Here is a 21299-nt window from a genome sequence, read left to right as displayed (position 1 = left end):
TGCCTGGGATTTGGTTTTTACAGTAGGACAGAGCGGCTGATGTGGTGTGATCGCCCCTGGGGCTGTCTGCGGGAGGTGATCTTGTTATCCAGTCACTTCCAGCGCTTTTTCCGGGAAGCGTCTCCTGCGCTTTCCTGGGCTCGTCCCGCTCTTATCCTTGGTCTGGTGGGTGTCGTCAGAATTTGCGCAAGATAAGTCAAGCCACAGGCTGTTCAAATTCATCTGGTCATGCTAAAACCTTCGGAGCGCTTTTCCTAGCTGCTTGAAAAAGAAGGGAAAAATATGACGAAGTCGGAGTTGATCGAACGAATTGTCACCCATCAAGGGCTGCTCTCATCCAAGGATGTGGAGTTGGCCATCAAGACCATGCTTGAGCAAATGTCCCAGTGCCTGGCCACTGGTGATCGAATCGAGATCCGCGGCTTTGGTAGCTTCTCGCTGCACTACCGTGCCCCGCGCGTGGGTCGCAACCCGAAAACCGGCCAATCCGTCAGCCTCGACGGCAAATTCGTGCCCCATTTCAAGCCGGGCAAGGAATTACGGGATCGAGTGAACGAAGACGAAGACGAAAGCGTCTGAGTTTTTTTGGGGATAGGAGAAGTTTATGCGCGGTGTAAAGCGCGTCGCCCTGGTACTGATTGTGCTGATCGCTGCCTTGGCGATCCTGGCATTCGTGCTGGAAAACCAGCAAGACGTCAGCCTGGCGTTTTTGGGGTGGTCTACACCACAACTGCCGGTCTCGGTGTTTGTGACGTTGGCGTTGATTGTCGGGATGTTGGTGGGGCCGCTCTTGAGTCTGCTGATGCGGCGCAAGAGGCACCCTAAACCCGTGTTGTAGGGTCAATCTGACAGCGTAGACCGTTTGTCGCCTGTATTGCGGGTTCAAGCTGTGCAGTGGGGCTTTGCTACTACGACTAGACTGCGTTAACGCTTCTCTGTCTTCAGGAAATAGTGGCTTTAGGGCTCCTCTGACGTGTTTTCCCTGACAACTCTGCAATAAGTAGGAATTGCCTTACAGTCATGTCAAGTCTTGCAATGTTATCGATAGATGGCAAAATGCAACCTGTTCTCGATTCCAGTCATTTTGTGTGTCTAGGGCCTGGCAGCGACGCTGGGCTTTTTGGCCGACCCTTATAAATACAAAAAAACCACAAGATCGTCTGCATAACGAGCCCGCAGTTTCTCTTTGAAGGCAGGTTTTTGTTGTGAGTAGTAGCTTCCGCGCGCCCCCGATTCCTTCGTCCGGCGAGATTGATCTCGTTGTGCTTTTTCAGGCTATCTGGAAGCAGAAAAAGTTAGTTATGGCCGCTACCGCAGGTGCCGGGCTGATTGCTGCTATCTATGCGTTCCTCACGCCTCCTCAGTACGAAGTCAGCAGTGTGCTGCGCCCGGCCGCAATCAATGAGCTGGATGCTTTGAATCGCTCGGAGATTTATGCACTACCTCCTGGTGATGCCCTGGTCAGAGTGGGCGCATCTCTGGAGTCCTACGATACCCGCTTGGGGTTTTTCCGTTCAAACCAGAAGCTGTTCAAGGCCTTTGAGCAGCCTGGCAGGACCTTGGAGCAGAGTTTCGAAGAGTTCAACCGCAACTCTATCGAACTCAGTCTGCCCGACCCCAAAAAAGCCAACTCCCTCAGTGCCTATATCAAGCTTGAGATGAGTTATCCGAAAGGCGTGGATGGCGTCGCCATACTCAATGGCTTCATCGATTACGCGATTGCAACGGAGCGTGAGCAGATTGCGGCGGATCTGGACGTCATCGTAAAAAACCGGTTGAACGAGCTCAAGGGCAAGATTGATGCCGCCCGTTCCAGCTACGAGGTTGATAAAGAGGCGCGGATAGCATCGCTGCGAGAAACGGACAGCCTGCGACGTGCGCAGTTGCAGGATGAACTCAAAGCATTGCGAGCACAGCTGAAGACTGGGCGCACTGACCGAGTGGCGCAGTTGAACGAGGCCATCGGAATCGCCAAGTCCCTGGGAATCAGAAAACCCAGCACGCCTTCCGCTCTGGGTGAGTCAGACCGTAATGGCTCATCAAGTGTGATGCGTACCGAAATAAACAATCAGCAAATCCCTCTGTACTTCATGGGCGTCGAGGCGCTCGAGGCTGAACGCACTGCGTTGATGCAGCGTAAGTCTGATGATTTTACTGAGGGTCGTATCGCGCAGATTGCCAGGGAGCTTCAATTGCTCCAGTCAAACCGCGAGATTGAAGTGCTGAATCGTCGTGAAAACGAGGATCTATTCCTGGCCGGTGTTCAGCCGGTGCGCGCCGAAGTGGCTCGATTGCGTAACTTAAGCATTGATATGAGCCGGCTGAAGCTGGTAACTATCGATAAGCAGGCGCTGGAACCTTTGCGCCCGGTCAAGCCTCAGAAGGCCTTGATTATCCTGCTTGGTCTGGTCTTGGGTGGCTTTGTCGGGGCCTTCATTGCGGTAGTTCGTCATCTCGTCAAAAATCGCCAGCCTCAGCCCCAGTCGGTAATGCTGTCCGTGCAACCGGGCTCACCGACCATGGTGGGTAGCGATACAGGTTTGAACAGGCCGCAATAGGTATCAGCGCAATCTGCACTGTGCTCCCCGGCCAGTGCGAGATTTGATTTCATTTGGAAACTAGCTCGCAACTTGTTGTCTATAGCGCACCGGTTAAGGGTTTCTCGGCTTCAGGCCTTGTGTGAGGCCTGGAGCCGGCCGGTGTGACTGGCGTTTGTGGGTCGGTCTTCCTGCTTGTCGGGTTATTTCATGTAAAAAAACGGCGGCGACCTGCGGCGGATGGCTCATAATCACGCAAGTCGATCTACCTGGCCTGGGCGGTTATTTACCGGCGTAGACAGTTGTCTGCGTTGCGCAGGAGGCTGGAGCAGCTGAGGGCTCTGCCCAGAAAAGAATAAATTTTCATATTGGCGATTTCGGATTGCCGGCCGCAGGCATTGAAATTGTGGCTCAATACCGAGAAGCTACGCGCTATTTTTCACCCGTCAACCTGCGTGTTGGCCTGGTGTAATGCAGATATTTAAGGAAGTTCTAAAGATATGATGGACATCAAACGTAAAGGCATCATCCTCGCTGGCGGCTCCGGGACGCGCTTGCACCCGCTGACCCTGGGTGTATCCAAGCAAATGTTGCCTATTTTCGACAAGCCGATGATTTTTTATCCGTTGTCGGTGTTGATGCTGGCTGGCATGCGCGAAATCTTGATCATCTCTACCCCTGAAGATCTGCCTTGCTTTAAAAAGCTCCTGGGAGACGGCAGCCAGTACGGCATCCAGCTCAGCTATGCAGAGCAACCCAGTCCGGACGGTTTGGCCCAGGCCTTCCTGATTGGCGAGGAGTTTATTGGTGACGATCCTTGCTGCCTGATCCTTGGCGACAATATTTTCTACGGTCAGCACTTTTCCGATAACTTGCGCTCCGCCATGTCCCAGACATCAGGTGCGACAGTCTTTGGTTATCACGTATCAGATCCTGAGCGTTTTGGTGTTGTTGAGTTCGATGCCACTGGTCGAGCATTGAGCATCGAAGAAAAACCGGCGAAACCGAAGTCCAACTATGCAGTTACAGGCTTGTACTTCTACGACAATCGAGTGGTGGACATTGCCAAGAGCATCAAGCCGTCGCCGCGTGGCGAGCTTGAAATCACTGACGTCAACCGCGCCTATCTGGATGACAAGTCATTAACCGTCGAGATGCTGGGCCGTGGTTTTGCCTGGTTGGACACAGGTACTCATGAGTCGCTCCTGGAAGCGAGTCATTTCGTCCATACCATTGAGCACCGCCAGGGGTTGAAAGTCGCCTGCCTTGAAGAAATTGCATTCCATAAAGGTTGGATCACCCCAGAGCAACTGGGTGCTCAGGCGGAAAAACTGAAAAAGACAGGCTATGGCCAGTACTTGCAGAAACTTCTGGAAGAGACCTCAAAGGCATGAAACTGATTCAGACTGCTATTCCTGACGTTGTAATCATTGAGCCAAAAATTTTTGGCGATGATCGCGGCTGGTTTATGGAGAGCTTTAACGAAGAGCGGTTTCATACAGCACTTAAAGAGCTTGACCTGCCTATTCCGCGAGCATTTGTCCAGGACAATCATTCCTGCTCGGCAAAGGGCGTTCTAAGGGGGCTGCACTTCCAGCGCGCACCGCATGCCCAGGGCAAGCTGGTGCGTGTGGTACGCGGTGCCGCTTTTGATGTGGCAGTGGATATTCGGCCTGAGTCCAGCACTTACCTGCAATGGGTCGGCGTGGAGCTAAACACCCAAAACAACTTGATGCTATGGATTCCTGAGGGTTTTGCCCACGGTTTTGTTGCTTTGGAAGATGACACGCACTTTTTGTATAAAACGACAGATTATTACGATAAAGACTCTGAAGGGGCGCTGCACTGGAGTGATGCAAGGCTTGGGATAAATTGGCCTGCTACCGGCGGCTTTAACGTTAGTGATAAAGATGACAAGGCTCCGACATCCGATAGCCTCTCGGAGAAGCAAGCATGAGTTTGATCAAGTTTCTGGACATCACCTCCAAAGGTGATGAGCGGGGCCAACTGGTTGCGCTGGAGTATGAAAATGATATTCCGTTTGAAATTAAACGTGTTTATTACCTCACTGAAACAAAAGAGGGTGTTCCAAGAGGGTTTCACGCGCACAAGGAACTGATGCAGGTAGCGGTGTGCGTGTCTGGGCGCTGCCTGATGAAACTTGATGATGGCGTGAACAAAGAGGAGGTTTGGCTGGACGCTCCTGACAAGGCTATTGTGATCGACCGTATGATCTGGCGAGAAATGCATCACTTCAGTCCAGACTGCGTACTGCTGGTGTTGGCAAGTGCCGTTTATGACGAGCGTGACTATATAAGGGATTATTCGGTGTTCAAGGGCTTGGCTCATCAATCCTGAAATATAGAGAAAACGCCGATTTTCTGTTGAGAACGACCGGCTAATTAATAAGATAGTTGAAGCGGACCCTGTCTCTGGTTCTGTCAAAGTAAACGAGTGCTTGGTAAATGATAAAGTTTCTTGATTTGAAGGCTGTAAATGACCTTTGTCGCGATGAGTTGGTAGCCGCCTGCACGCGTGTGGTTGATTCCGGTTGGTACATCGGTGGGAAAGAGCTCCAAACATTCGAGCATGAGTTTGCCCAATATTGCGGTGCTCAGCACTGTATTGGCGTTGCCAACGGACTGGACGCTCTGGTATTGGTCATTCGTGCTTGGAAAGAGCTGGGCCGCCTCAATGACGGAGATGAGGTTCTCGTTCCCTCCAATACCTACATCGCCAGTATCCTGGCCATTTCGGAAAACGGATTGGTTCCTGTATTGGTTGAGCCTGATCCGAAGACTTTTAATATTTGCCCGGAGAATGCAAAAGCTGCGATCACACCAAAAACCAGGATGATTCTACCGGTTCACCTTTATGGCAGATTGGCTGATATGCCAAAAATCATGGACCTAGCTCGTGCCCATGACTTACTGGTTCTGGAAGACTCGGCGCAAGCGCATGGCGCGATGATCGATGGGAAGAAGGCCGGTAGCTGGGGGCACGCTTCCGGATTCAGCTTCTATCCTGGAAAAAATCTCGGTGCATTGGGGGATGCCGGAGCTGTTACGACCAACGATGAAGTCTTAGCCAAGACTGTTCGTGCGCTGGGGAACTATGGTTCCCATGAAAAATATAAAAACGTCTATCGCGGCGTGAATAGCCGGCTTGATGAAATGCAGGCCGCATGTTTGTCAGTGAAGTTAAAGCACCTGGACAAGCAAACCACTTATCGTCGCGAGATCGCTGAACTATATAGCACGTCGATCACCAACCCTGCGATCACGTTACCCGTAGATGCCGTATTCAAAGCATCAACTAACGAATGCCATGTATGGCATGTCTACACCGTACTCTGTGCTCAGCGGGATAGTCTTCAAGCCCACCTTTTGGCCAAAGGCATCCAGACGCTTATCCATTATCCGATCCCGCCTCATCTCCAGCAGGCGTATGCTGAACTGAAGGGTCAAGAGCTCCCGGTGTCGACACAGATACATGAGCAGATTCTGAGCTTGCCATTAGGGCCTACGCTGTCTGTAGAGGAGGCCCGCGTTGTAATAGAAGCCTGCAATAGCTTTACACCGGATGCTGTATGAATCTTGTTCGGACCAGCCTGTTAAATGGCATTGCAGTTGCCATTAAAATGCTTACCTTGCTGGGTCTTAATAAAGTGCTGGCGATCTATGTCGGGCCTGCAGGATATGCCGCGATAGGGCAGTTTCAGAATGCGTTGCAGGTAATCACGATATTTACGGGTGGCGCGATTACCAATGGCGTAGTCAAATACACTGCGGAATATCATGAGCAGCCTGAGCAGCAGATAAAGTTATGGCGAACGGCAGGGTTTGTAGCGATTCTGGGAAGTCTGGTCGTTGCATTACTTGTCGCTTTATTTAATAAAGAGCTTGCCTCGCTATTTCTGAAGGATACCGCCCTGGGCGGTGTTTTTCTTTGGTTTTCCGCGGTCGTTGTATTTTTCTCGTTGAACATATTGTTGTTAGCGATATTGAACGGTCGAAAGGAAATCGTACTATATATCGTGGCTAACATCGCTGGTAGTTTCTTGTCATTTGGTGTGACGTTTTACTTGGCAACCAGTTTTGGTCTGTATGGAGCGCTGGTAGCGCTGGTAGTTTATCAATCTATCAGTTTTGTCGTAACATTATTGTTATGCCTGCGAACGCATTGGTTTAAGCTTTCCTTTCTGTTCGGGCGCCCGGATAAGCAGATTGCGAAAAAGTTATTCGCTTTTTTCTTGATGGCAGTTGTTTCTGCTGCATGTGCGCCGTTGGCCCAGATGCTGGTCAGGAATCATATAGGAACAGTTTACGGGTGGGAGATGGCTGGCTATTGGGAGGCTATGTGGCGTTTGAGCGCGGCGTATCTTCTATTGGTTACGACAACATTGAGCGTCTATTACCTACCCAAGCTTTCTGAGTTAAAAACGGCAACTGAAGTAAAAACAGAAATTCTACAGGGTTATAAACTGATTTTCCCTGTTGCCCTGTTAGCAGCCGCTGCAATGTACGTGCTTCGGGACTTTGTCGTAGCTTTGCTCTTTACCGCCGATTTCTACCCGGTCAGGATGTTTTTTGCCGGGCAAGTAGTGGGCGACTGCCTCAAAATATTTAGCTGGATAATGGCGTATGTCATGCTCAGTCGGGCTATGGTCAAGATCTTTATCACTACTGAAATTATATTTTGTGTTTCCTTGTATTTACTGACCATGGCGTTCACGCAATGGTGGGGGGTCGAAGCTGCTACTTGGGCTTATGCGGTAAATTATGCGGTTTACAGTCTGGTTATGTATGTTTTTGTGTATCTAAGGCTTGATGATTATTTTCATAAGAAGCTGGAACATCACGCTTGAAAAAACTACTTAAGGATTTTGAAATTGCCATTTGCGAGACGGCTGACCTGAATCAGGCGCTCGCACTGGCGTGTGCCTACGGCAACCTTCTCTGGTTTGCGGATGTAGGGATTCACGATGCGCCGCTTATCGAAGCGGACCTCATTGAGCGCTGTCTTTCGATGGCGGATACAGGTTCTGTGGCGGCGCTAAATGAGTGTGGGGAGGTTTTGCATGTTGTGAGCGAGCCCTTCATGACCGGTGGGCATACGAGGTTGATGGAAAAGCTTGCCTCCATGCATGCCGAACCTGCCGATCTGTTGATCTCACGCCAGGCTGCACCAGATGCCAAGGCCCACGTTTGTAGATTTTTTGATAAAACCAGAGTCGTTAGTGCTTCGTGTCCTGTCGATGCGCTGGCGGAGATGGTTGGTCTATTGTCGGGCTATAAAAAGGCCGTCCTGCATATCCATCCTGACGATATCCTGGTAGTCATCGCGTGTGGAGTAGCAAAACGCCTTTCCGGGCTTGAAGTGTTTTTTGTCAATCATGCGGACCACGTTTTCTCCTATGGGAGTTCGGTCGCGGACTATTACTTTGAGCTCAGCGGCCACGGCCGCCGTTTTGATTTAACGAAGTGTATTCAGGGGCGTAAGAGCTTCCTGGGTATCCCGCTGAACATGCCACGTGCGCAGATGGCTGGTGATTTCAAACCAACCACGCAGGCTGCGTTGCTTTTCATTTCTGCAGGCTCAGATATCAAGTACAAGCCCCGCAAAGGCTTTAGTATTTTCAAGTTAGTAGCACGTATTCTTGATGATTACCCCGCTTCCACATTCATGGTTATTGGTAGTGACGTTAAAAAAGCGTTCTGGTGGTGGCCATTAAAACTTCGATATGGCTCCAGGCTGAGTATCAGGGCACACCTTGATTTTCAGGAGTACAGTAAGTTGGTCGCTAAGGCGGACTTTTACGTTGATAGCCACCCTCTGCCAGGCGGGACTGCTTTCGCAGAGCAATTCGTCAAAGGGCAGCGGTGTGTCGGGCTGATCTCCCCGGTCCAGGGCTACTCCCCGGCGGACAGGCTCAAGCGAGCCGATATCAACGCTGTTATGGAATCTATAGCAGACTACAGATTCGACAAGGAAACTTTTTTTGCTATTGAGAAAGTTAATGCGTACGACTCGGTAAAGGAGCGCTATCTGAAGTGCCTGTACGATGGGCAGCTTTGCGCGAACCCACTGGATTCAGACGGTAATTGGGCAGGAGATACTGCTTTTTTTGAGGAGCAAAAAGGCTCTTTAAACTTGGATATCGCCTTGGATACTTTTTTATTGCTGTCCAGACTTGAGCGGAAACTGGCATGCCGCTTGTTCGCCGCGCTATCTATGGGGAAAAAATTAAAGCTGTTGGCGAAGATGATCTTGGCGAGGAAGTTTCGATGAATATTGTTTTCGTTGATCGAGCGTGGGTTTTCAATGACTAGTCGGATTGTAAGTTGGCTTTTGTTCTTTTATTGTCTGTCAACCGTGCTGGTGCCGATCTTTGTATTGAATAAATTGTTTTTCATACCGCTTTTTTTGATGGCGGTTTATGTTTTGTTGACTCGGCCACTGAGAACAATTGCGCCGATTATTGTGGTTTCGATTTTTTTATATGGTTTTCTTCTCGGGTTGGTAGGTGACACAGACACCGATTTTTCCCGGCAAATGCTATTGGGCGCGGTGTCGCTTTTTCTGATCTATTCCATCGCTGAATTCAGGGTGGATATGGGGTCAATTGTCAAATCTGTAGGTGCTATCTTCGCGCTTATTATGTGTATGTTTTCTTTTATATTGATGGTCGAGCCAGGGTCATTTCTGGCGGTGACACTGCTCGATTTTTATAATGCTAACGAGCTTGGATATTACGGTCTACGTAATTTTGGCGGGTTGGATATGTTTATGCTACATCATCGTTCTTCGCCGTTTCTATTACTACCGCTGTCGCTATTTTTTCTTGACTTTCTGCAAGTTAAACGTTTTTGGTCATTGTTTTTCGTGGCTGTTATTTTAACGGCTATTATCTGGTCCGCCTCTAGGGGGTTGATCGTAATGGCCGCGGTTTCCATGTTGGTGCTGTATTTCTACAACAAGAATTGGTCTGCACGACTGTTGATGCTGTGTGTCCTGGTGCCGGTAATTATACTGGGCGTGGGCTACTTATTGACAGAAACCAGTATGTTTAGCTCGGATGAGCAGTCAAATAACATAAAAATTGGTCATATTATATCATTTTTGAATTTGGCGGATTGGAAGATGCTGATGTTCGGTAATGGTTTGGGGTCATACTATTATACCGAAGGATATGGTGAACTGGCTGCTCAAACTGAAATTACCTGGATGGACTCTGTTAGATATGTCGGGCTTCCGTTGTCGCTATTGTTGTTTAGTATATTGCTTTTTCCTAATCGAAAGTACGTCGCGAGTGTGCAAGTTTCTTCCAGTCGCTTAATAATATTCATGTACCTGTTGATGTCATTAAGCAATCCCGTTCTTTTCAATTCCTTCGGGTTCTTAGTGATATTGTGGTACTGGTCTGTCGTGATAAAAAATCAAGAACCTTCGGCGTTGCATGCCGAGGTCAGGAGGTAAGTTGAATACTGTTGCAGCAATAGTCGTCGGTTATAATCCCGATATTAAGATACTTGATGAGCTGCTGACTTCCCTGGCAGCTCAGGTTGAGTTTCTGGTGTTGGTCGATAACGGCGGGAGCGAATCATTTCTGGCGCAGGAGCCTGAAGTGCGTGCGCGGGTCAACTATGTCTCGCTCAATGGCAACCAGGGGTTGGGCACCGCGCTCAATACCGGCTTTGCCATGGCGATTGAAGCGGGTATGCAATACGTCGTGACGTTCGATCAGGACAGTCATGCTGAACCCGATCTGATTGCGCGGTTGTATCAGGCGATGATGAGCGCGAAGGCAAAGGATGCCAGTTGTATTGCTGTTAGCCCGGCGTTTTTTGACCGTCGTGATGGAAAGAAAATCAATTTCCCTTTTTACAGTTCAATCGACGGCGCAATCAAGCCGGTTTTCAGCTCTGATGATGAGCACGGCTTGGTAAAGGCGGATGCGCTCATTACCTCGGGTATGTTCATCAGCACTCGGGCGTGGATCGAAGGTATTCGCTATGACGAAGGTATGTTCGTCGACTTTACGGATACGGAGTGGTGCTTTCGGGTCCGTGACCAGGGCTATACGTTGTATGGTTGCTTGAATGTGGAAATGGGCCATGCATTGTCTGATGCTCCTCCCGTCAAGATTTTTGGCTTGAGTTTTTTTAGATACTCCCCCGTGCGCCGTTATTTTTTCTTTCGTAATACCGTCGCTGTTTGCCGTATGCGCCATACGCCGACCTGTTGGAAAAAACGTCTGCTGTCTGCATTGGTACTGCGTTTTTTCGTTAATCTGCTGATTGACGACAATAAGCTCAAATCGCTGAGAATGATGATTCGCGGCGTAAGCCATGGCTGGCAGAAAAAGTTGGGCGGGGTGCGTTGAATGCTATTTTCAGGACGTAATTTTTCAAGGATTGTTTTTGGATCAAGTACTAAGGGTGGATTCTGATGCAGCCACGTATTCTGGTTCTGCTCGCTGCCTACAACGGTATGCGTTGGATGGCCGAACAAGTTGACTCGATCTTAGGGCAAGTGGGTGTATCCGTCTCGATTCTGATCAGTGTGGACAGCTCCAACGACGGTACCGAAGAATGGGTCGATCAACTATGCCAGAGAGACTCAAGGGTCAAATCCCTGGCCCACGGTGAAAAATTTGGTGGTGCGGCACGAAACTTTTTCCGCCTGGTCAATGAAGCACCCACTGAAGACTTTGATTATTTTTCATTCGCCGACCAGGACGATATCTGGCTGCCAGACAAACTTGTCAGCGCCACGCAGCACATGAACGATACAGGGGCTGACGGCTACTCCGGCAATGTAACGGCATTCTGGCCTGATGGTCGTGAGTCGACCATTGTCAAATCGCAGCCTCAGGTTGCGTACGATCATTTGTTCGAGGCAGCCGGCCCTGGGTGCACTTACGTCTTTTCCCAGCGTCTGTTTGTTGAGCTTCAACAGCATATCAACAGTCGTTTTGTACAAGTACAGGGTGTGACGCTGCATGATTGGTATTGTTATGCCTATAGCCGTTCACACGGATTCAAGTGGGTGATCGATAGCCGGCCTTATATGCGCTATCGCCAGCATGGTGGTAACCAGGTCGGGGTGAATAGCGGCTCAAAGGCGTTCAAGAAACGCCTTTCCCAAGTGCTAGATGGTTGGTGGCTGAATCAGGCTGCACTGATCGCCGGCATGGTCGGTATGGCTGACGAACCTTTTGTCCGGCGCTGGATCGGGCTGGGGCGCCTGGACCTGCTGCGCTTGGCGACCAGTGCCGCGAAGTGCCGCAGACGCCCACGGGATAAGTTGGTATTCGCTGGTTTGTGTCTGGTGTTGGCGGTTTTGAGGCAAAAGAAATGAAAACCCAGTTATTGGTCACCGGCAGCAGCGGTTTTGTCGGCCGTCATCTGATTCAACAATTGCAGGGGAGCACTGATTATCAGGTGCGTGCCCTTGTCCGTCGTTTGCCGGATGCTTCTGCTTCTGATGTCGAGTACGTCGTGCTTGCCGATTTCTCGGCTGTGTCACCAGAGCACCCAGCTTTGCAGGGCGTAGATGTTGTTGTTCATCTCGCTTCACGCGTTCACGTCATGAACGACACCGAAACGGATCCTCTTGCGGCGTTTCGGCGGGTCAATGTCGGGCATACCCTTGCGTTGGCCCGTAGCGCAGCGTCCGCAGGAGCCAGGCGCTTTGTGTTCGTCAGTTCGGTGAAAGTCAACGGCGAGCAAACCGCCCCGGGCCGACCTTTTCGCGAAACAGACCCGTCGGCGCCCGTTGATCCTTATGGTGTTTCCAAGATGGAGGCGGAGGAGGCGTTGAAAGCTCTTGCGCTTGAGACCGGGCTTGAAGTGGTGATAATCCGACCGGTACTTGTGTATGGACCGGGAGTCAAAGCCAACTTTGAAAGCATGATGAAATGGCTCGTGAAGCGCGTTCCTCTGCCATTTGGTGCCATACGCAACCAAAGAAGCCTCGTTGCGCTGGACAATCTCGTGAGCCTGATTTTGACCTGTACGACTCACCCGGCTGCGTCCAATGAGACCTTCTTGGCGAGCGACGGGGATGACGTGTCGACCAGTGAGCTGCTACGTAAACTTGCAAAAGCCCTGGGCGCCCCAGCCAGGTTGATACCGGTTCCACAGTGGGTACTGGTCTGGGGGGCGACTTTGTTAGGCAAAAAAGCGCTGTCCCAACGTCTTTGCGGCTCGCTGCAAGTCGATGTCACCAAGGCGCGCCAGGTGTTGGGTTGGCAGCCGCCACTTACACTCGAGCAAGGTCTTGCTGTTACTGCGCAACACTATGTCAGCGAGCGAACTGAATGAAGTACTGGTACATCTTTCCCATTGTCGCCTTGGTTTCCCTGGCGCTGACGGCGCTCTTGCGTCAATACGCGTTGCGCCGCAGCATCATTGATATTCCCAATGCCCGCAGTTCGCACACGGTCCCCACCCCTCGCGGTGGGGGAGTGGCGATTGTACTGACGTTTGCCTTTGCACTCGTGTGGCTGGCGGGTGCCCAGTTGATAACGGTTGCTGAGAGTGCTGCTCTGCTAGGTGCAGGGTTGTTGATCGCAATCATCGGCTTTATGGACGATCATGGTCATATCGCCGCTCGTTGGCGCTTGTTGGGGCATTTTGCCGCCGCGATCTGGATGTTGTCCTGGATGCAGGGACTACCGGCAATTTCAGCTTTTGGCGTTACGTTCGATCTTGGTTGGGTAGGCCATGTCCTGGCCGTGTTTTACCTGGTCTGGATGCTGAATCTCTACAACTTCATGGACGGTATTGACGGTCTTGCCAGTCTGCAGGCTATCTGTGCCTGTCTTGCGCTGACGCTGATTTACTTTTTGAGCGGGCAGCCGTCGATGATGTGGGCACCCTTGTTGTTGAGTGTGTCTGTGGCTGGCTTCCTGTATTGGAATTTCCCGCCGGCCCGTATTTTCATGGGCGACGCAGGTAGTGGGTTTCTGGGGATCATTCTGGGAGGTCTTTCTGTTCAGGCTGCCTGGGCCGGCAGTGAGTTTTTCTTCGCTTGGCTGATCATGCTGGGTGTCTTTATCGTGGATGCGACCTTTACTCTCATCCGACGGCTTGCCCGGGGCGATAAAGTCTATGAGGCCCATCGCAGCCATGCCTACCAATTTGCCAGCCGCCAATATGGCCGCCATCTGCCCGTCACACTTGCGGTTGCCTTTATCAATGTAGTTTGGCTGTTGCCGTTGGCATTGGCGGTGGCGCTTTTTGGGCTGGATGCAGGGGTGGGGACAGTTATTGCGTATCTTCCCCTAGTATTCCTGGCTGTCAAATATAGTGCAGGGCAGAGAGAGTAGCGCCGCTGGCGTGAAGTGGGGCAAGTGAATCAATGCGGCATTTACAGTGGTTATCTCGGGAGTTCGGTTAGATGGGTGGCAGGGCAATGATCCAAGGACACAATGAGGAAGTGAAAAAAACCGACTCATTGGCATCCCATTTGAGCTACCGGCCCGATATAGATGGGTTACGTGCATTCGCGATCATTTCAGTTGTTTTGTATCACGCCTTTCCGGCCTATATGCGTGGCGGATTTATTGGTGTCGACATTTTTTTCGTTATCTCCGGTTATTTGATTTCAAGCATTATCTTTAAAGGCCTTGATGCGGGTAACTTTAGTTTTCTTGATTTTTACAAGCGCCGGGTCAATCGTATTTTTCCTGCGCTGATCATCGTTCTGCTCGCCTGTTACGCGGTAGGTTGGTTTGCGCTAATGGCGGCGGAGTTCAAGTTCCTGGGCAAGCATGTCCTGGGTGGAATCGGGTTTATACAAAACCTGGTCCTGTATAAAGAATCAGGCTATTTCGATACATCTTCAGAACTGAAAATCCTGCTTCACCTCTGGTCATTGGGCGTCGAGGAGCAGTTTTATATTCTGTTTCCCCTGGCTGGCTGGGTGCTTTGGCGGCGGCGAGCCCTAGTACTACCGCTCTTGATAGGCATGGCGTTGATTTCATTCGGCGCTGGCCTTTACAAACTGTCGGTGAATCCTTCCGCAGCGTTCTACATGCCGCAATATAGGTTCTGGGAAATCCTGTCGGGTAGTTTGCTCGCGTACTTTTCGGTGTTCGGCAAGTCGGCGTCGGTAGCCGCGAAAGTTTCATTGCGCATTAATAATCTTCTCTCTGTATTGGGACTGGCCTTTTTGTTCGCCTCGGTTGTCCTGATTGATAAATACAAGGCGTTTCCCGGCTTTTGGGCGTTGATGCCGGTCTGCGGCGCCGTGATGATGATCCTCGCAGGTCCACAGTCGTGGTTGAACAACCGGCTCCTTGCCAGTAAGCCTTTGGTCTGGATTGGACTGATCAGCTACCCGCTCTACCTGTGGCATTGGCCTGTCATTACCTTCATCCGGATCATAGGAGGGGATGAATTAAATCTTCTTTCCGGCATGTTTGCGGTAGGCGTTAGTGTTTTGCTGGCTTATGTGACTTACAGGTTCCTCGAGTTACCGCTGCGGAAGATCAACCCAAAATTTCCCAAGGCTCCGGTGCTACTTGCCATTGGTGGGGCACTTGCCATACTCGGAGGCGCTACTTTTGTAAAAAACGGCTTTGCTGACCGTTTTGGGTTGCCATCCTCGCTCAAGGAGCGGGAAGGTTATGCTCAATATTTTGACAATTCCTTACCCGGCTGGGCATATTCCACCACCCACGGAATGTTTGAAAAATACAGGTTCGAATGCGACTTCTTTGACGCCGACAGTTATCGAGCGGGCAATTCGACGATGACGCCACGCCAACAGATTGATGCGAGCTGCTATACCCCTGTCAGCAATACTAAAGTAATGATCTGGGGAGACTCCCATGCCCAACAGTTTTCCTATGGCCTGAGGCAAGCATTGCCTGGAGATATTTCGCTTCTTCAGGTGGCCAGTTCGGGGTGTGAGGCAAATCTGCCTGGGCGCGCTACAGGTGGACGCGCGTATTGCGATCGATCAAACGAGTTTGCACTGGAAGTAATGCGCAAGGAAAAGCCGGATGTGTTGGTTATCGCGCAACTTGAGGGGCATGATTCGGTCAATAACCTCAAAGAGCTTGCACACGTTGCAACAGAGTCCGGAGTCAAAAAAGTCATAGTCGTTGGGCCAGTGCCGCGCTTTGATCAAAACCTTTATCAACTGGTCGTCAGGAAGTATTGGTCCCAAACTCCACGGCGAATATCCAGCAATCTTCTGTCTGTAACACTTGAGACTGATAGGCTGTTGACGCAGCGATACGCGGATGGTGCCGGCGGCTTCGAATATCTTTCAGCGATCAATGTGTTTTGTGATCAGGACGGTTGTCTCACCTACTTGGGAGATGATCGGAAAACCGGATTGGTAACGTTCGACTATGGTCATTTGACATCCATGGCGTCGGTGTTTTTCTCCGAAAAAGCCTTGGGGCCGTTGATTCTCAAAAAACTGATTGAAACGGGATACAACTCTCGCCCGTCCAACTAGTCAGGTTCTTTGGGCAACGTATGGGCAGTCGGAATCTTCCGGCTGCCAAGGCGCAGATGGTCAAGCAGGCAGAAGCATGGGTTGTTTAGCCTGTATGATTTGTTGGCGTGAGCCTCTGATGAGGTGTGAAAGCCTCTGCAACGCGCTTGTCTTTACCCATCAGAGCCGCTGGTGGAAGCCACCAGTCGAACGTTTTTTCAATTGTATGCAGTAAGGGGTAGTCGGGAACAACATGGATAAATTACGGGCATATTTGCTGAGCCTTCCTCGCAGACGCAAACGCATCCTCCAGGTCATTGCCGACATCGTGCTGGTCTGGCTCGCCCTCTGGATGGCATTTGTGGTTCGTCTGGGGATCGACGAGTTGGTCAACCCCGTCGTGTTGCATTCATGGCTGTTCATCAGCGCGCCAATCGTCTCGATCCCGCTGTTTATTCGTTTTGGCATGTATCGCGCCGTGATGCGGTACTTCGGTAACGATGCGCTTATCGCGATTATCAAGGCGGTCAGCCTGTCGGCGTTGATCTTGGGGGTTGTAGTCTATTGGTACAGCAACCACGAGAACGTCGTACCACGCTCTATCGTGTTCAACTACTGGTGGCTCAGCCTGATCATGATTGGTGGTTTGCGCCTGGCCATGCGCCAGTACTTTCTGGGGGATTGGTTTGCAGCAGCCCAGCATGTGCCGTTTACCAGTCGCGATGATGGCCTGACCAAGGTTGCGATCTACGGCGCAGGTGCTGCCGGCAATCAACTGGTGGCTGCGCTTCGCATGGGGCGGGTCATGCGTCCGGTGGCGTTTATCGACGACGACAGCAGTATTTCTGATCGCGTCATCTCCGGCCTCCAAGTGTTCAAGCCCAAGCACATTCAACAGATGATCGACACCACGGGGGCCCAGGAAATCCTGTTGGCCATTCCGTCGTCCAATCGTGCGCGGCGGCGCGAGATTCTCGGCCTGTTGGAAGGGTTCCCGCTGCACGTAAGGAGTGTGCCGGGTTTCATGGATCTTGCCAGCGGCCGGGTGAAGGTCGATGACATTCAGGAAGTAGACATTGCCGACTTGCTCGGGCGTGATGCCGTGCCTGCCCAGGGCGATTTGCTGGAGCATTGCATCAAAGGTCAGAGCGTGCTCGTCACGGGAGCGGGCGGTTCGATTGGTTCGGAGCTTTGCCGCCAGATCCTGGCATTGCGTCCAACTACCTTGTTGCTGTTCGAGCACAGTGAATTCAACCTTTACAGCATTCTGTCCGAGCTGGAGCAGCGCATCACTCGTGAGTCGCTGCCTGTTCGCTTGCTACCGATCCTAGGCTCGGTACGCAACCAGGCAAAATTGCTCGACGTGATGAAGACCTGGCATGTTGATACGGTCTACCACGCGGCAGCCTACAAACATGTACCGATGGTTGAGCACAACATTGCCGAGGGTGTCCTTAACAATGTCATTGGTACATTGAATACCGCCCAGGCGGCGCTTCAGGCGGGGGTCTCCAACTTTGTGCTGATCTCCACGGACAAGGCTGTGCGCCCGACCAATGTCATGGGCAGTACCAAGCGTTTGGCCGAGTTGACGTTGCAGGCGTTGAGCCGTGAGTTGGCCCCGGTATTGTTTGGCGACAAGGCTAATGTTTCCCGCGTCAACAAGACCCGTTTCACCATGGTCCGCTTTGGCAATGTATTGGGCTCGTCTGGCTCGGTTATTCCGTTGTTTCACAAGCAGATCAAATCTGGTGGGCCGCTTACGGTCACTCACCCCAAGATCACACGTTACTTCATGACTATTCCCGAAGCGGCCCAGTTGGTGATCCAGGCGGGCTCTATGGGGCAGGGCGGAGATGTGTTCGTGCTCGATATGGGCGAGCCGGTAAGAATCGTCGAGCTGGCAGAGAAGATGATTCACCTGTCCGGCCTGAGTGTTCGTTCGGATAAAAACCCACATGGTGACATCGCCATCGAGTTTACAGGGCTACGTCCCGGTGAAAAGCTCTACGAGGAGTTGCTGATTGGCGATAACGTCGTGGCCACCCAGCACCCGATGATCATGAGTGCCAACGAGGATCATCTGGATTGGGAGTTACTCAAAGGGAAGCTGACAGAGCTGCTCGCCGCGGTTGATGCGGACGACTACAGCCGGGTCCGTCAACTGCTACGCGATACGGTCAGTGGGTATGCTCCGGATGGCGAGATCGTGGACTGGATCTATCAGCAGCGTCGCCTGGAGCCTTGAGATGCGGCCTGGCTCACCAGTGAAACCTATGAAAGGATTTACTGATGAGCCAGCGTCAGCGGGGCTTACGAAAATTCCTTGATCCACTCAGCGACGGCTTTCTCTGGATATCCGCGGTGGAAATGTCGACGCCATGGATAGGCGTGATTCCCTGAACCATCCTTCAATTTGATCTTCTCTGTGCCGCAAATGAACTTTGCGGGCGAGCCGGCAACCACGGCATCTGGATTGACGTCTTTGTTCACGGAGCTGTGGGCACCTACCAGTGCGCCTTTTTTAACGGTGACACCGGGCAATATGACCGACATGGTAGCGATGACCGCGAAGTCTTCGATCGTTACACCGGCCATCACCTCACTCGGTGGATGAGGGTCGTTGGTCAGTACCACATAGGGGAAGATCCAGACGTAGTTGCCCACAGTCGAGTGTTGCCCAATGTGAACATTACTATGGCATTTGACATAGTCGCCAATCTCACAGTGGCCCTGGATATCGCCCAAAGTGCCAATCTGGAAACCGTCACCGGCTGTTGTCAGCTCTCTTATAGTGACTCGATGGCCTGTAACCAGGTTTTCACCAAAAGTCGAACCTTCATAGAATACGCTGTGCGAGCGGATTACGGCGCCGTTGCCAATGATCAGCGGGCGTCCATTTGCAAGCTTCGTCGGCAAGCCTATTTCACAGTACGCACCGATTTCGGTGTTATCACCGATAACGACATTTTTATGAATAATGCTGTAAGGGCCAATACTGACATTGTTCCCAATCTTTGCACCGTCATCTATAATCGCGGTTGCATGTATCATTAAAATCTCCCTTCTGACAATGCACTTGAAAAAACAAGTGCCTTGTTTGCGAATTAGTATTTGTAAAAGCCCTGGCCTGTTTTTCTACCGAGATGATTGGCTCTAACCATTTTTCTCAGCAGGGCATGGGCGCGATATTTTGGATCGCCTGTTTCATTGTGCAGAGTTTCCATGATCGAGAGATTCACATCATTGCCGATCAGGTCCGCAAGTGCCAACGGGCCTATTGGATGGTTGGCGCCATAGCGCATCGCCTTATCAATTTCTTCGGCTGTGGCGACGCCCTCCGCGAGAATACCAATGGCCTCGTTGATCATAGGGATCAACATCCGGTTTACGATAAATCCTGGAGCTTCGTTAACAATTACGGGTTCTTTTCCCAGACCTTTGGAGAAGTTGACCGCCCAATCCAATGTGGCACTTGAGGTAGCAAGCCCCGCGATAACTTCAGTCAGTTTCATGACCGGCGCCGGATTGAAAAAGTGCAGGCCTACCACGTTTTCAGGGAAAGCGCACAGCGACGCTAGGCCAGTGATGGAGAGCGAGGAGGTATTTGACGCGAGGATCATATCGGCCGACGATATGGTCGAAAGTTCTTTGAATATTGCTTGTTTGGCATCCATGTTCTCTGCAATAGCTTCAATGATCAGCTTCGAGTCAGACAGGGATGTGTAATGCTCAACAGTAACTATTTTTTCGCGATATTGGCGGGCAAGTGATTCTTCGAGTCTGCCTTTTTTAACTTGGCGACTCCATTGGCTTTCCAATTCAACTAGAGAGTCATTAACAGAAGCCAGGCTGCGCCCTTTCCAGAATACGGTCGAGATTTGATTCGACTGCGCGAGGATCTGTACTATTCCTTTACCCATAGTGCCTGTTCCAATTACCGCTACAGAGTACAGGTCTGTCGACATTCGCATTTCGTCCCGGCTCGCTTCTTTTCGAAAAATTCCATGATATCCAATTCACCTGGCAAGATGAAGCAATCAGTGCGTGCTCTGGCACAGCGCGTTTAGATAAACGTTGATATTTTCGGGCAGGTGTTGATTGTGCCTTGCCCGCTCGGCTCCTGGCCCCGAGGGCGCTTGAGGCGGCACGCGCTTATTTTCAGCTGCCATATGTTGTAACTCACCCATTTTTGACTATCCCCCCACATCACCTAAGTTTGAAAAGCAGCTTCGCAAAGCTGCTTTTCCCACTGATGTCATGGAGCGTCTCCAATGCGTAGATCGGTTTTTTCCTCCCTGTTTTTTGCCATTCTCACCAGCCTTTCCATCACGGCCATCGCCGCCCCATCGTCCAAACCCGAGGCGCCTGTACCGCTCGCGGCCCAGTTGAGTGCAAGCGAACAAGCAACCCCCAAGGTCAACCTCAATGCAGCAGACGCTGAAACCCTGCGCCGTGATCTGTTCGGCATTGGCGCCGCCAAGGCCAAGGCAATCATCGCTTATCGCGAGTCCAATGGATCGTTCACGGCGGTGGATGAGTTGCTGGAAGTGAAGGGGATTGGCAAGTCGCTGCTGGAGAAGAATCGCGACAGGCTGGAGGTTAAGTAATCAAGGCACGAGGCCGGTCATTGACCGGCCTTTTTTGTGTCTGCAGTGGCGGTATTCACTCCGGCTTTCAGGCTTTGCCTCACAACATCGAGAATGCGTGTCGCCAGTTCCGGGTTTTCGACGCTACGCGCCAGGACCAACGCGCCCACCAGTGTGGACATCATCACCAGGCTTTGCTCGTCTGCGTTGGGGTTGCCCAATGCGGTTTCGATTTGATTGAGACGGGCGCCGAGAACTGTATCGGTGGTGGGGCTCTGTTGCCCGCGCTGTCCCAGTTCCGAGGACATGGTGGGTAACGGACAGCCTTGGTCAGGGGAGGTGTGGTGCCACTTGGACAGGTAACTGTCGATGAAGGCTTCCAGCGGTCGTTCCTGGCTGAAGAGCATCGCACAATGTGCGTCCAGTTCGGCGGAGGCTGCTTGCAGGGCCTTTTCCACCAGTTCGTCCTTGGATTTGAAGTGGGCGTAGAACCCGCCATGGGTCAGGTTCAGGGCTTTCATCAGGGGTTGCAGGCCGGTGGCGCCGATGCCATCGCGACGAAACCGGACCGACGCCTCTTGAATGATGCGCTGGTGGGTTTGAGCTTTGTGATTTTGCGAGTAGCGCATAAGAAGGCCCTCTGAAACATCAGGCCATATTAACCAAGGTTTGGCGGTGTTTCTCGGTGCGATTACAAATTTGCACTACTCTAAAT

Annotated in this window: 20 protein-coding genes; 17 read left to right on the top strand and 3 right to left on the bottom strand. The window is 51.4% G+C overall.

The window, feature by feature from the left end; translation table 11 throughout:
- Positions 1 to 282: 282 nt before the first annotated feature.
- From ihfB to ACSSVH_RS17000, 16 genes are all read left to right on the top strand, one after another.
- Positions 283 to 579 (top strand): integration host factor subunit beta, encoded by a 297-nt coding sequence (gene ihfB / locus ACSSVH_RS17075; RefSeq protein WP_169952746.1) that lies wholly within the window; start codon positions 283 to 285, stop codon positions 577 to 579.
- Positions 580 to 604: 25 nt separating this feature from the next.
- Entirely contained in the window at positions 605 to 838 is a 234-nt protein-coding gene (locus tag ACSSVH_RS17070; RefSeq protein ID WP_169952744.1) for a lipopolysaccharide assembly protein LapA domain-containing protein, read from the top strand.
- A 367-nt stretch (positions 839 to 1205) separates the two neighbouring features.
- The gene (locus ACSSVH_RS17065) at positions 1206 to 2558 is read left to right on the top strand and encodes a Wzz/FepE/Etk N-terminal domain-containing protein (RefSeq protein WP_492633529.1); all 1353 of its coding nucleotides are present in this window, start codon (positions 1206 to 1208) and stop codon (positions 2556 to 2558) included.
- Between the two features lie 479 nt (positions 2559 to 3037).
- Complete coding sequence (gene rfbA / locus ACSSVH_RS17060) at positions 3038 to 3931, top strand: glucose-1-phosphate thymidylyltransferase RfbA (protein ID WP_169952740.1); 894 nt, start codon at positions 3038 to 3040, stop codon at positions 3929 to 3931.
- Positions 3928 to 4494, top strand: coding sequence for a dTDP-4-dehydrorhamnose 3,5-epimerase (rfbC, locus tag ACSSVH_RS17055; protein WP_492633528.1), 567 nt, complete (start codon positions 3928 to 3930; stop codon positions 4492 to 4494). Before rfbA ends, rfbC begins: the two co-directional genes overlap by 4 nt.
- The gene (locus ACSSVH_RS17050) at positions 4491 to 4895 is read left to right on the top strand and encodes a sugar 3,4-ketoisomerase (protein ID WP_170042784.1); all 405 of its coding nucleotides are present in this window, start codon (positions 4491 to 4493) and stop codon (positions 4893 to 4895) included. The genes rfbC and ACSSVH_RS17050 overlap by 4 nt, the downstream gene beginning before the upstream one ends.
- A 107-nt stretch (positions 4896 to 5002) precedes the next feature.
- Positions 5003 to 6130 (top strand): DegT/DnrJ/EryC1/StrS family aminotransferase, encoded by a 1128-nt coding sequence (locus ACSSVH_RS17045; protein WP_492633527.1) that lies wholly within the window; start codon positions 5003 to 5005, stop codon positions 6128 to 6130.
- Positions 6127 to 7404, top strand: coding sequence for an O-antigen translocase (locus ACSSVH_RS17040; protein WP_170042786.1), 1278 nt, complete (start codon positions 6127 to 6129; stop codon positions 7402 to 7404). The genes ACSSVH_RS17045 and ACSSVH_RS17040 overlap by 4 nt, the downstream gene beginning before the upstream one ends.
- Positions 7401 to 8828 (top strand): hypothetical protein, encoded by a 1428-nt coding sequence (locus ACSSVH_RS17035; protein ID WP_492633526.1) that lies wholly within the window; start codon positions 7401 to 7403, stop codon positions 8826 to 8828. Before ACSSVH_RS17040 ends, ACSSVH_RS17035 begins: the two co-directional genes overlap by 4 nt.
- An 84-nt stretch (positions 8829 to 8912) precedes the next feature.
- Positions 8913 to 10016: a hypothetical protein gene (locus tag ACSSVH_RS17030; RefSeq protein ID WP_170042788.1), complete on the top strand. Its 1104-nt coding sequence runs from the start codon at positions 8913 to 8915 to the stop codon at positions 10014 to 10016.
- A 1-nt stretch (position 10017) separates the two neighbouring features.
- The gene (locus ACSSVH_RS17025; RefSeq protein ID WP_492633525.1) at positions 10018 to 10923 is read left to right on the top strand and encodes a glycosyltransferase family 2 protein; all 906 of its coding nucleotides are present in this window, start codon (positions 10018 to 10020) and stop codon (positions 10921 to 10923) included.
- Between the two features lie 65 nt (positions 10924 to 10988).
- Complete coding sequence (locus ACSSVH_RS17020; protein ID WP_170042790.1) at positions 10989 to 11900, top strand: glycosyltransferase; 912 nt, start codon at positions 10989 to 10991, stop codon at positions 11898 to 11900.
- A complete protein-coding gene (locus tag ACSSVH_RS17015) occupies positions 11897 to 12865 on the top strand; it encodes a UDP-glucose 4-epimerase family protein (protein WP_492633524.1) in 969 nt (322 codons plus the stop codon). Before ACSSVH_RS17020 ends, ACSSVH_RS17015 begins: the two co-directional genes overlap by 4 nt.
- Positions 12862 to 13872 carry an MraY family glycosyltransferase gene (locus ACSSVH_RS17010; protein ID WP_170042792.1) on the top strand — a complete coding sequence of 337 codons (1011 nt, stop codon included), beginning with the start codon at positions 12862 to 12864 and terminating at the stop codon, positions 13870 to 13872. Before ACSSVH_RS17015 ends, ACSSVH_RS17010 begins: the two co-directional genes overlap by 4 nt.
- An 86-nt stretch (positions 13873 to 13958) precedes the next feature.
- Positions 13959 to 16016 carry an acyltransferase family protein gene (locus ACSSVH_RS17005; RefSeq protein WP_492633523.1) on the top strand — a complete coding sequence of 686 codons (2058 nt, stop codon included), beginning with the start codon at positions 13959 to 13961 and terminating at the stop codon, positions 16014 to 16016.
- Positions 16017 to 16248: 232 nt separating this feature from the next.
- The gene (locus ACSSVH_RS17000; protein WP_169952718.1) at positions 16249 to 18243 is read left to right on the top strand and encodes a polysaccharide biosynthesis protein; all 1995 of its coding nucleotides are present in this window, start codon (positions 16249 to 16251) and stop codon (positions 18241 to 18243) included.
- Positions 18244 to 18308: 65 nt separating this feature from the next.
- Here the strand turns inward: ACSSVH_RS17000 and ACSSVH_RS16995 are convergent, their stop codons facing one another.
- On the bottom strand, positions 18309 to 19049 hold the full coding sequence (locus ACSSVH_RS16995) for an acyltransferase (protein WP_170042794.1): 741 nt from the start codon (positions 19047 to 19049) through the stop codon (positions 18309 to 18311).
- Between the two features lie 53 nt (positions 19050 to 19102).
- The gene (locus ACSSVH_RS16990) at positions 19103 to 19963 is read right to left on the bottom strand and encodes a 3-hydroxyacyl-CoA dehydrogenase family protein (RefSeq protein ID WP_170042795.1); all 861 of its coding nucleotides are present in this window, start codon (positions 19961 to 19963) and stop codon (positions 19103 to 19105) included.
- A gap of 306 nt (positions 19964 to 20269) precedes the next feature.
- Here ACSSVH_RS16990 and ACSSVH_RS16985 point away from each other — a divergent pair, with 306 nt between their 5' ends.
- Positions 20270 to 20605, top strand: coding sequence for a ComEA family DNA-binding protein (locus ACSSVH_RS16985; protein WP_170042796.1), 336 nt, complete (start codon positions 20270 to 20272; stop codon positions 20603 to 20605).
- A 17-nt stretch (positions 20606 to 20622) separates the two neighbouring features.
- Here the strand turns inward: ACSSVH_RS16985 and ACSSVH_RS16980 are convergent, their stop codons facing one another.
- Complete coding sequence (locus ACSSVH_RS16980; RefSeq protein WP_492633522.1) at positions 20623 to 21213, bottom strand: TetR/AcrR family transcriptional regulator; 591 nt, start codon at positions 21211 to 21213, stop codon at positions 20623 to 20625.
- Positions 21214 to 21299: the final 86 nt, after the last annotated feature.

This window comes from Pseudomonas sp. HC1(2025) (genome assembly GCF_058742075.1).
The sequence above is the reverse complement of the archived record's forward strand: the minus strand, read 5'-3'. Positions and strand labels throughout refer to the sequence as shown.

Coding starts and splice junctions, on each gene's coding strand:
- ihfB (WP_169952746.1), top strand. CDS start 283: ATGACGAAGTCGGAGTTGATCGAACGAATTGTCACCCATCAAGGGCTG.
- ACSSVH_RS17070 (WP_169952744.1), top strand. CDS start 605: ATGCGCGGTGTAAAGCGCGTCGCCCTGGTACTGATTGTGCTGATCGCT.
- rfbA (WP_169952740.1), top strand. CDS start 3,038: ATGATGGACATCAAACGTAAAGGCATCATCCTCGCTGGCGGCTCCGGG.
- rfbC (WP_492633528.1), top strand. CDS start 3,928: ATGAAACTGATTCAGACTGCTATTCCTGACGTTGTAATCATTGAGCCA.
- ACSSVH_RS17050 (WP_170042784.1), top strand. CDS start 4,491: ATGAGTTTGATCAAGTTTCTGGACATCACCTCCAAAGGTGATGAGCGG.
- ACSSVH_RS17045 (WP_492633527.1), top strand. CDS start 5,003: ATGATAAAGTTTCTTGATTTGAAGGCTGTAAATGACCTTTGTCGCGAT.
- ACSSVH_RS17040 (WP_170042786.1), top strand. CDS start 6,127: ATGAATCTTGTTCGGACCAGCCTGTTAAATGGCATTGCAGTTGCCATT.
- ACSSVH_RS17020 (WP_170042790.1), top strand. CDS start 10,989: ATGCAGCCACGTATTCTGGTTCTGCTCGCTGCCTACAACGGTATGCGT.
- ACSSVH_RS17015 (WP_492633524.1), top strand. CDS start 11,897: ATGAAAACCCAGTTATTGGTCACCGGCAGCAGCGGTTTTGTCGGCCGT.
- ACSSVH_RS17010 (WP_170042792.1), top strand. CDS start 12,862: ATGAAGTACTGGTACATCTTTCCCATTGTCGCCTTGGTTTCCCTGGCG.
- ACSSVH_RS17005 (WP_492633523.1), top strand. CDS start 13,959: ATGATCCAAGGACACAATGAGGAAGTGAAAAAAACCGACTCATTGGCA.
- ACSSVH_RS17000 (WP_169952718.1), top strand. CDS start 16,249: ATGGATAAATTACGGGCATATTTGCTGAGCCTTCCTCGCAGACGCAAA.
- ACSSVH_RS16995 (WP_170042794.1), bottom strand. CDS start 19,049: ATGATACATGCAACCGCGATTATAGATGACGGTGCAAAGATTGGGAAC.
- ACSSVH_RS16990 (WP_170042795.1), bottom strand. CDS start 19,963: ATGTCGACAGACCTGTACTCTGTAGCGGTAATTGGAACAGGCACTATG.
- ACSSVH_RS16985 (WP_170042796.1), top strand. CDS start 20,270: ATGCGTAGATCGGTTTTTTCCTCCCTGTTTTTTGCCATTCTCACCAGC.
- ACSSVH_RS16980 (WP_492633522.1), bottom strand. CDS start 21,213: ATGCGCTACTCGCAAAATCACAAAGCTCAAACCCACCAGCGCATCATT.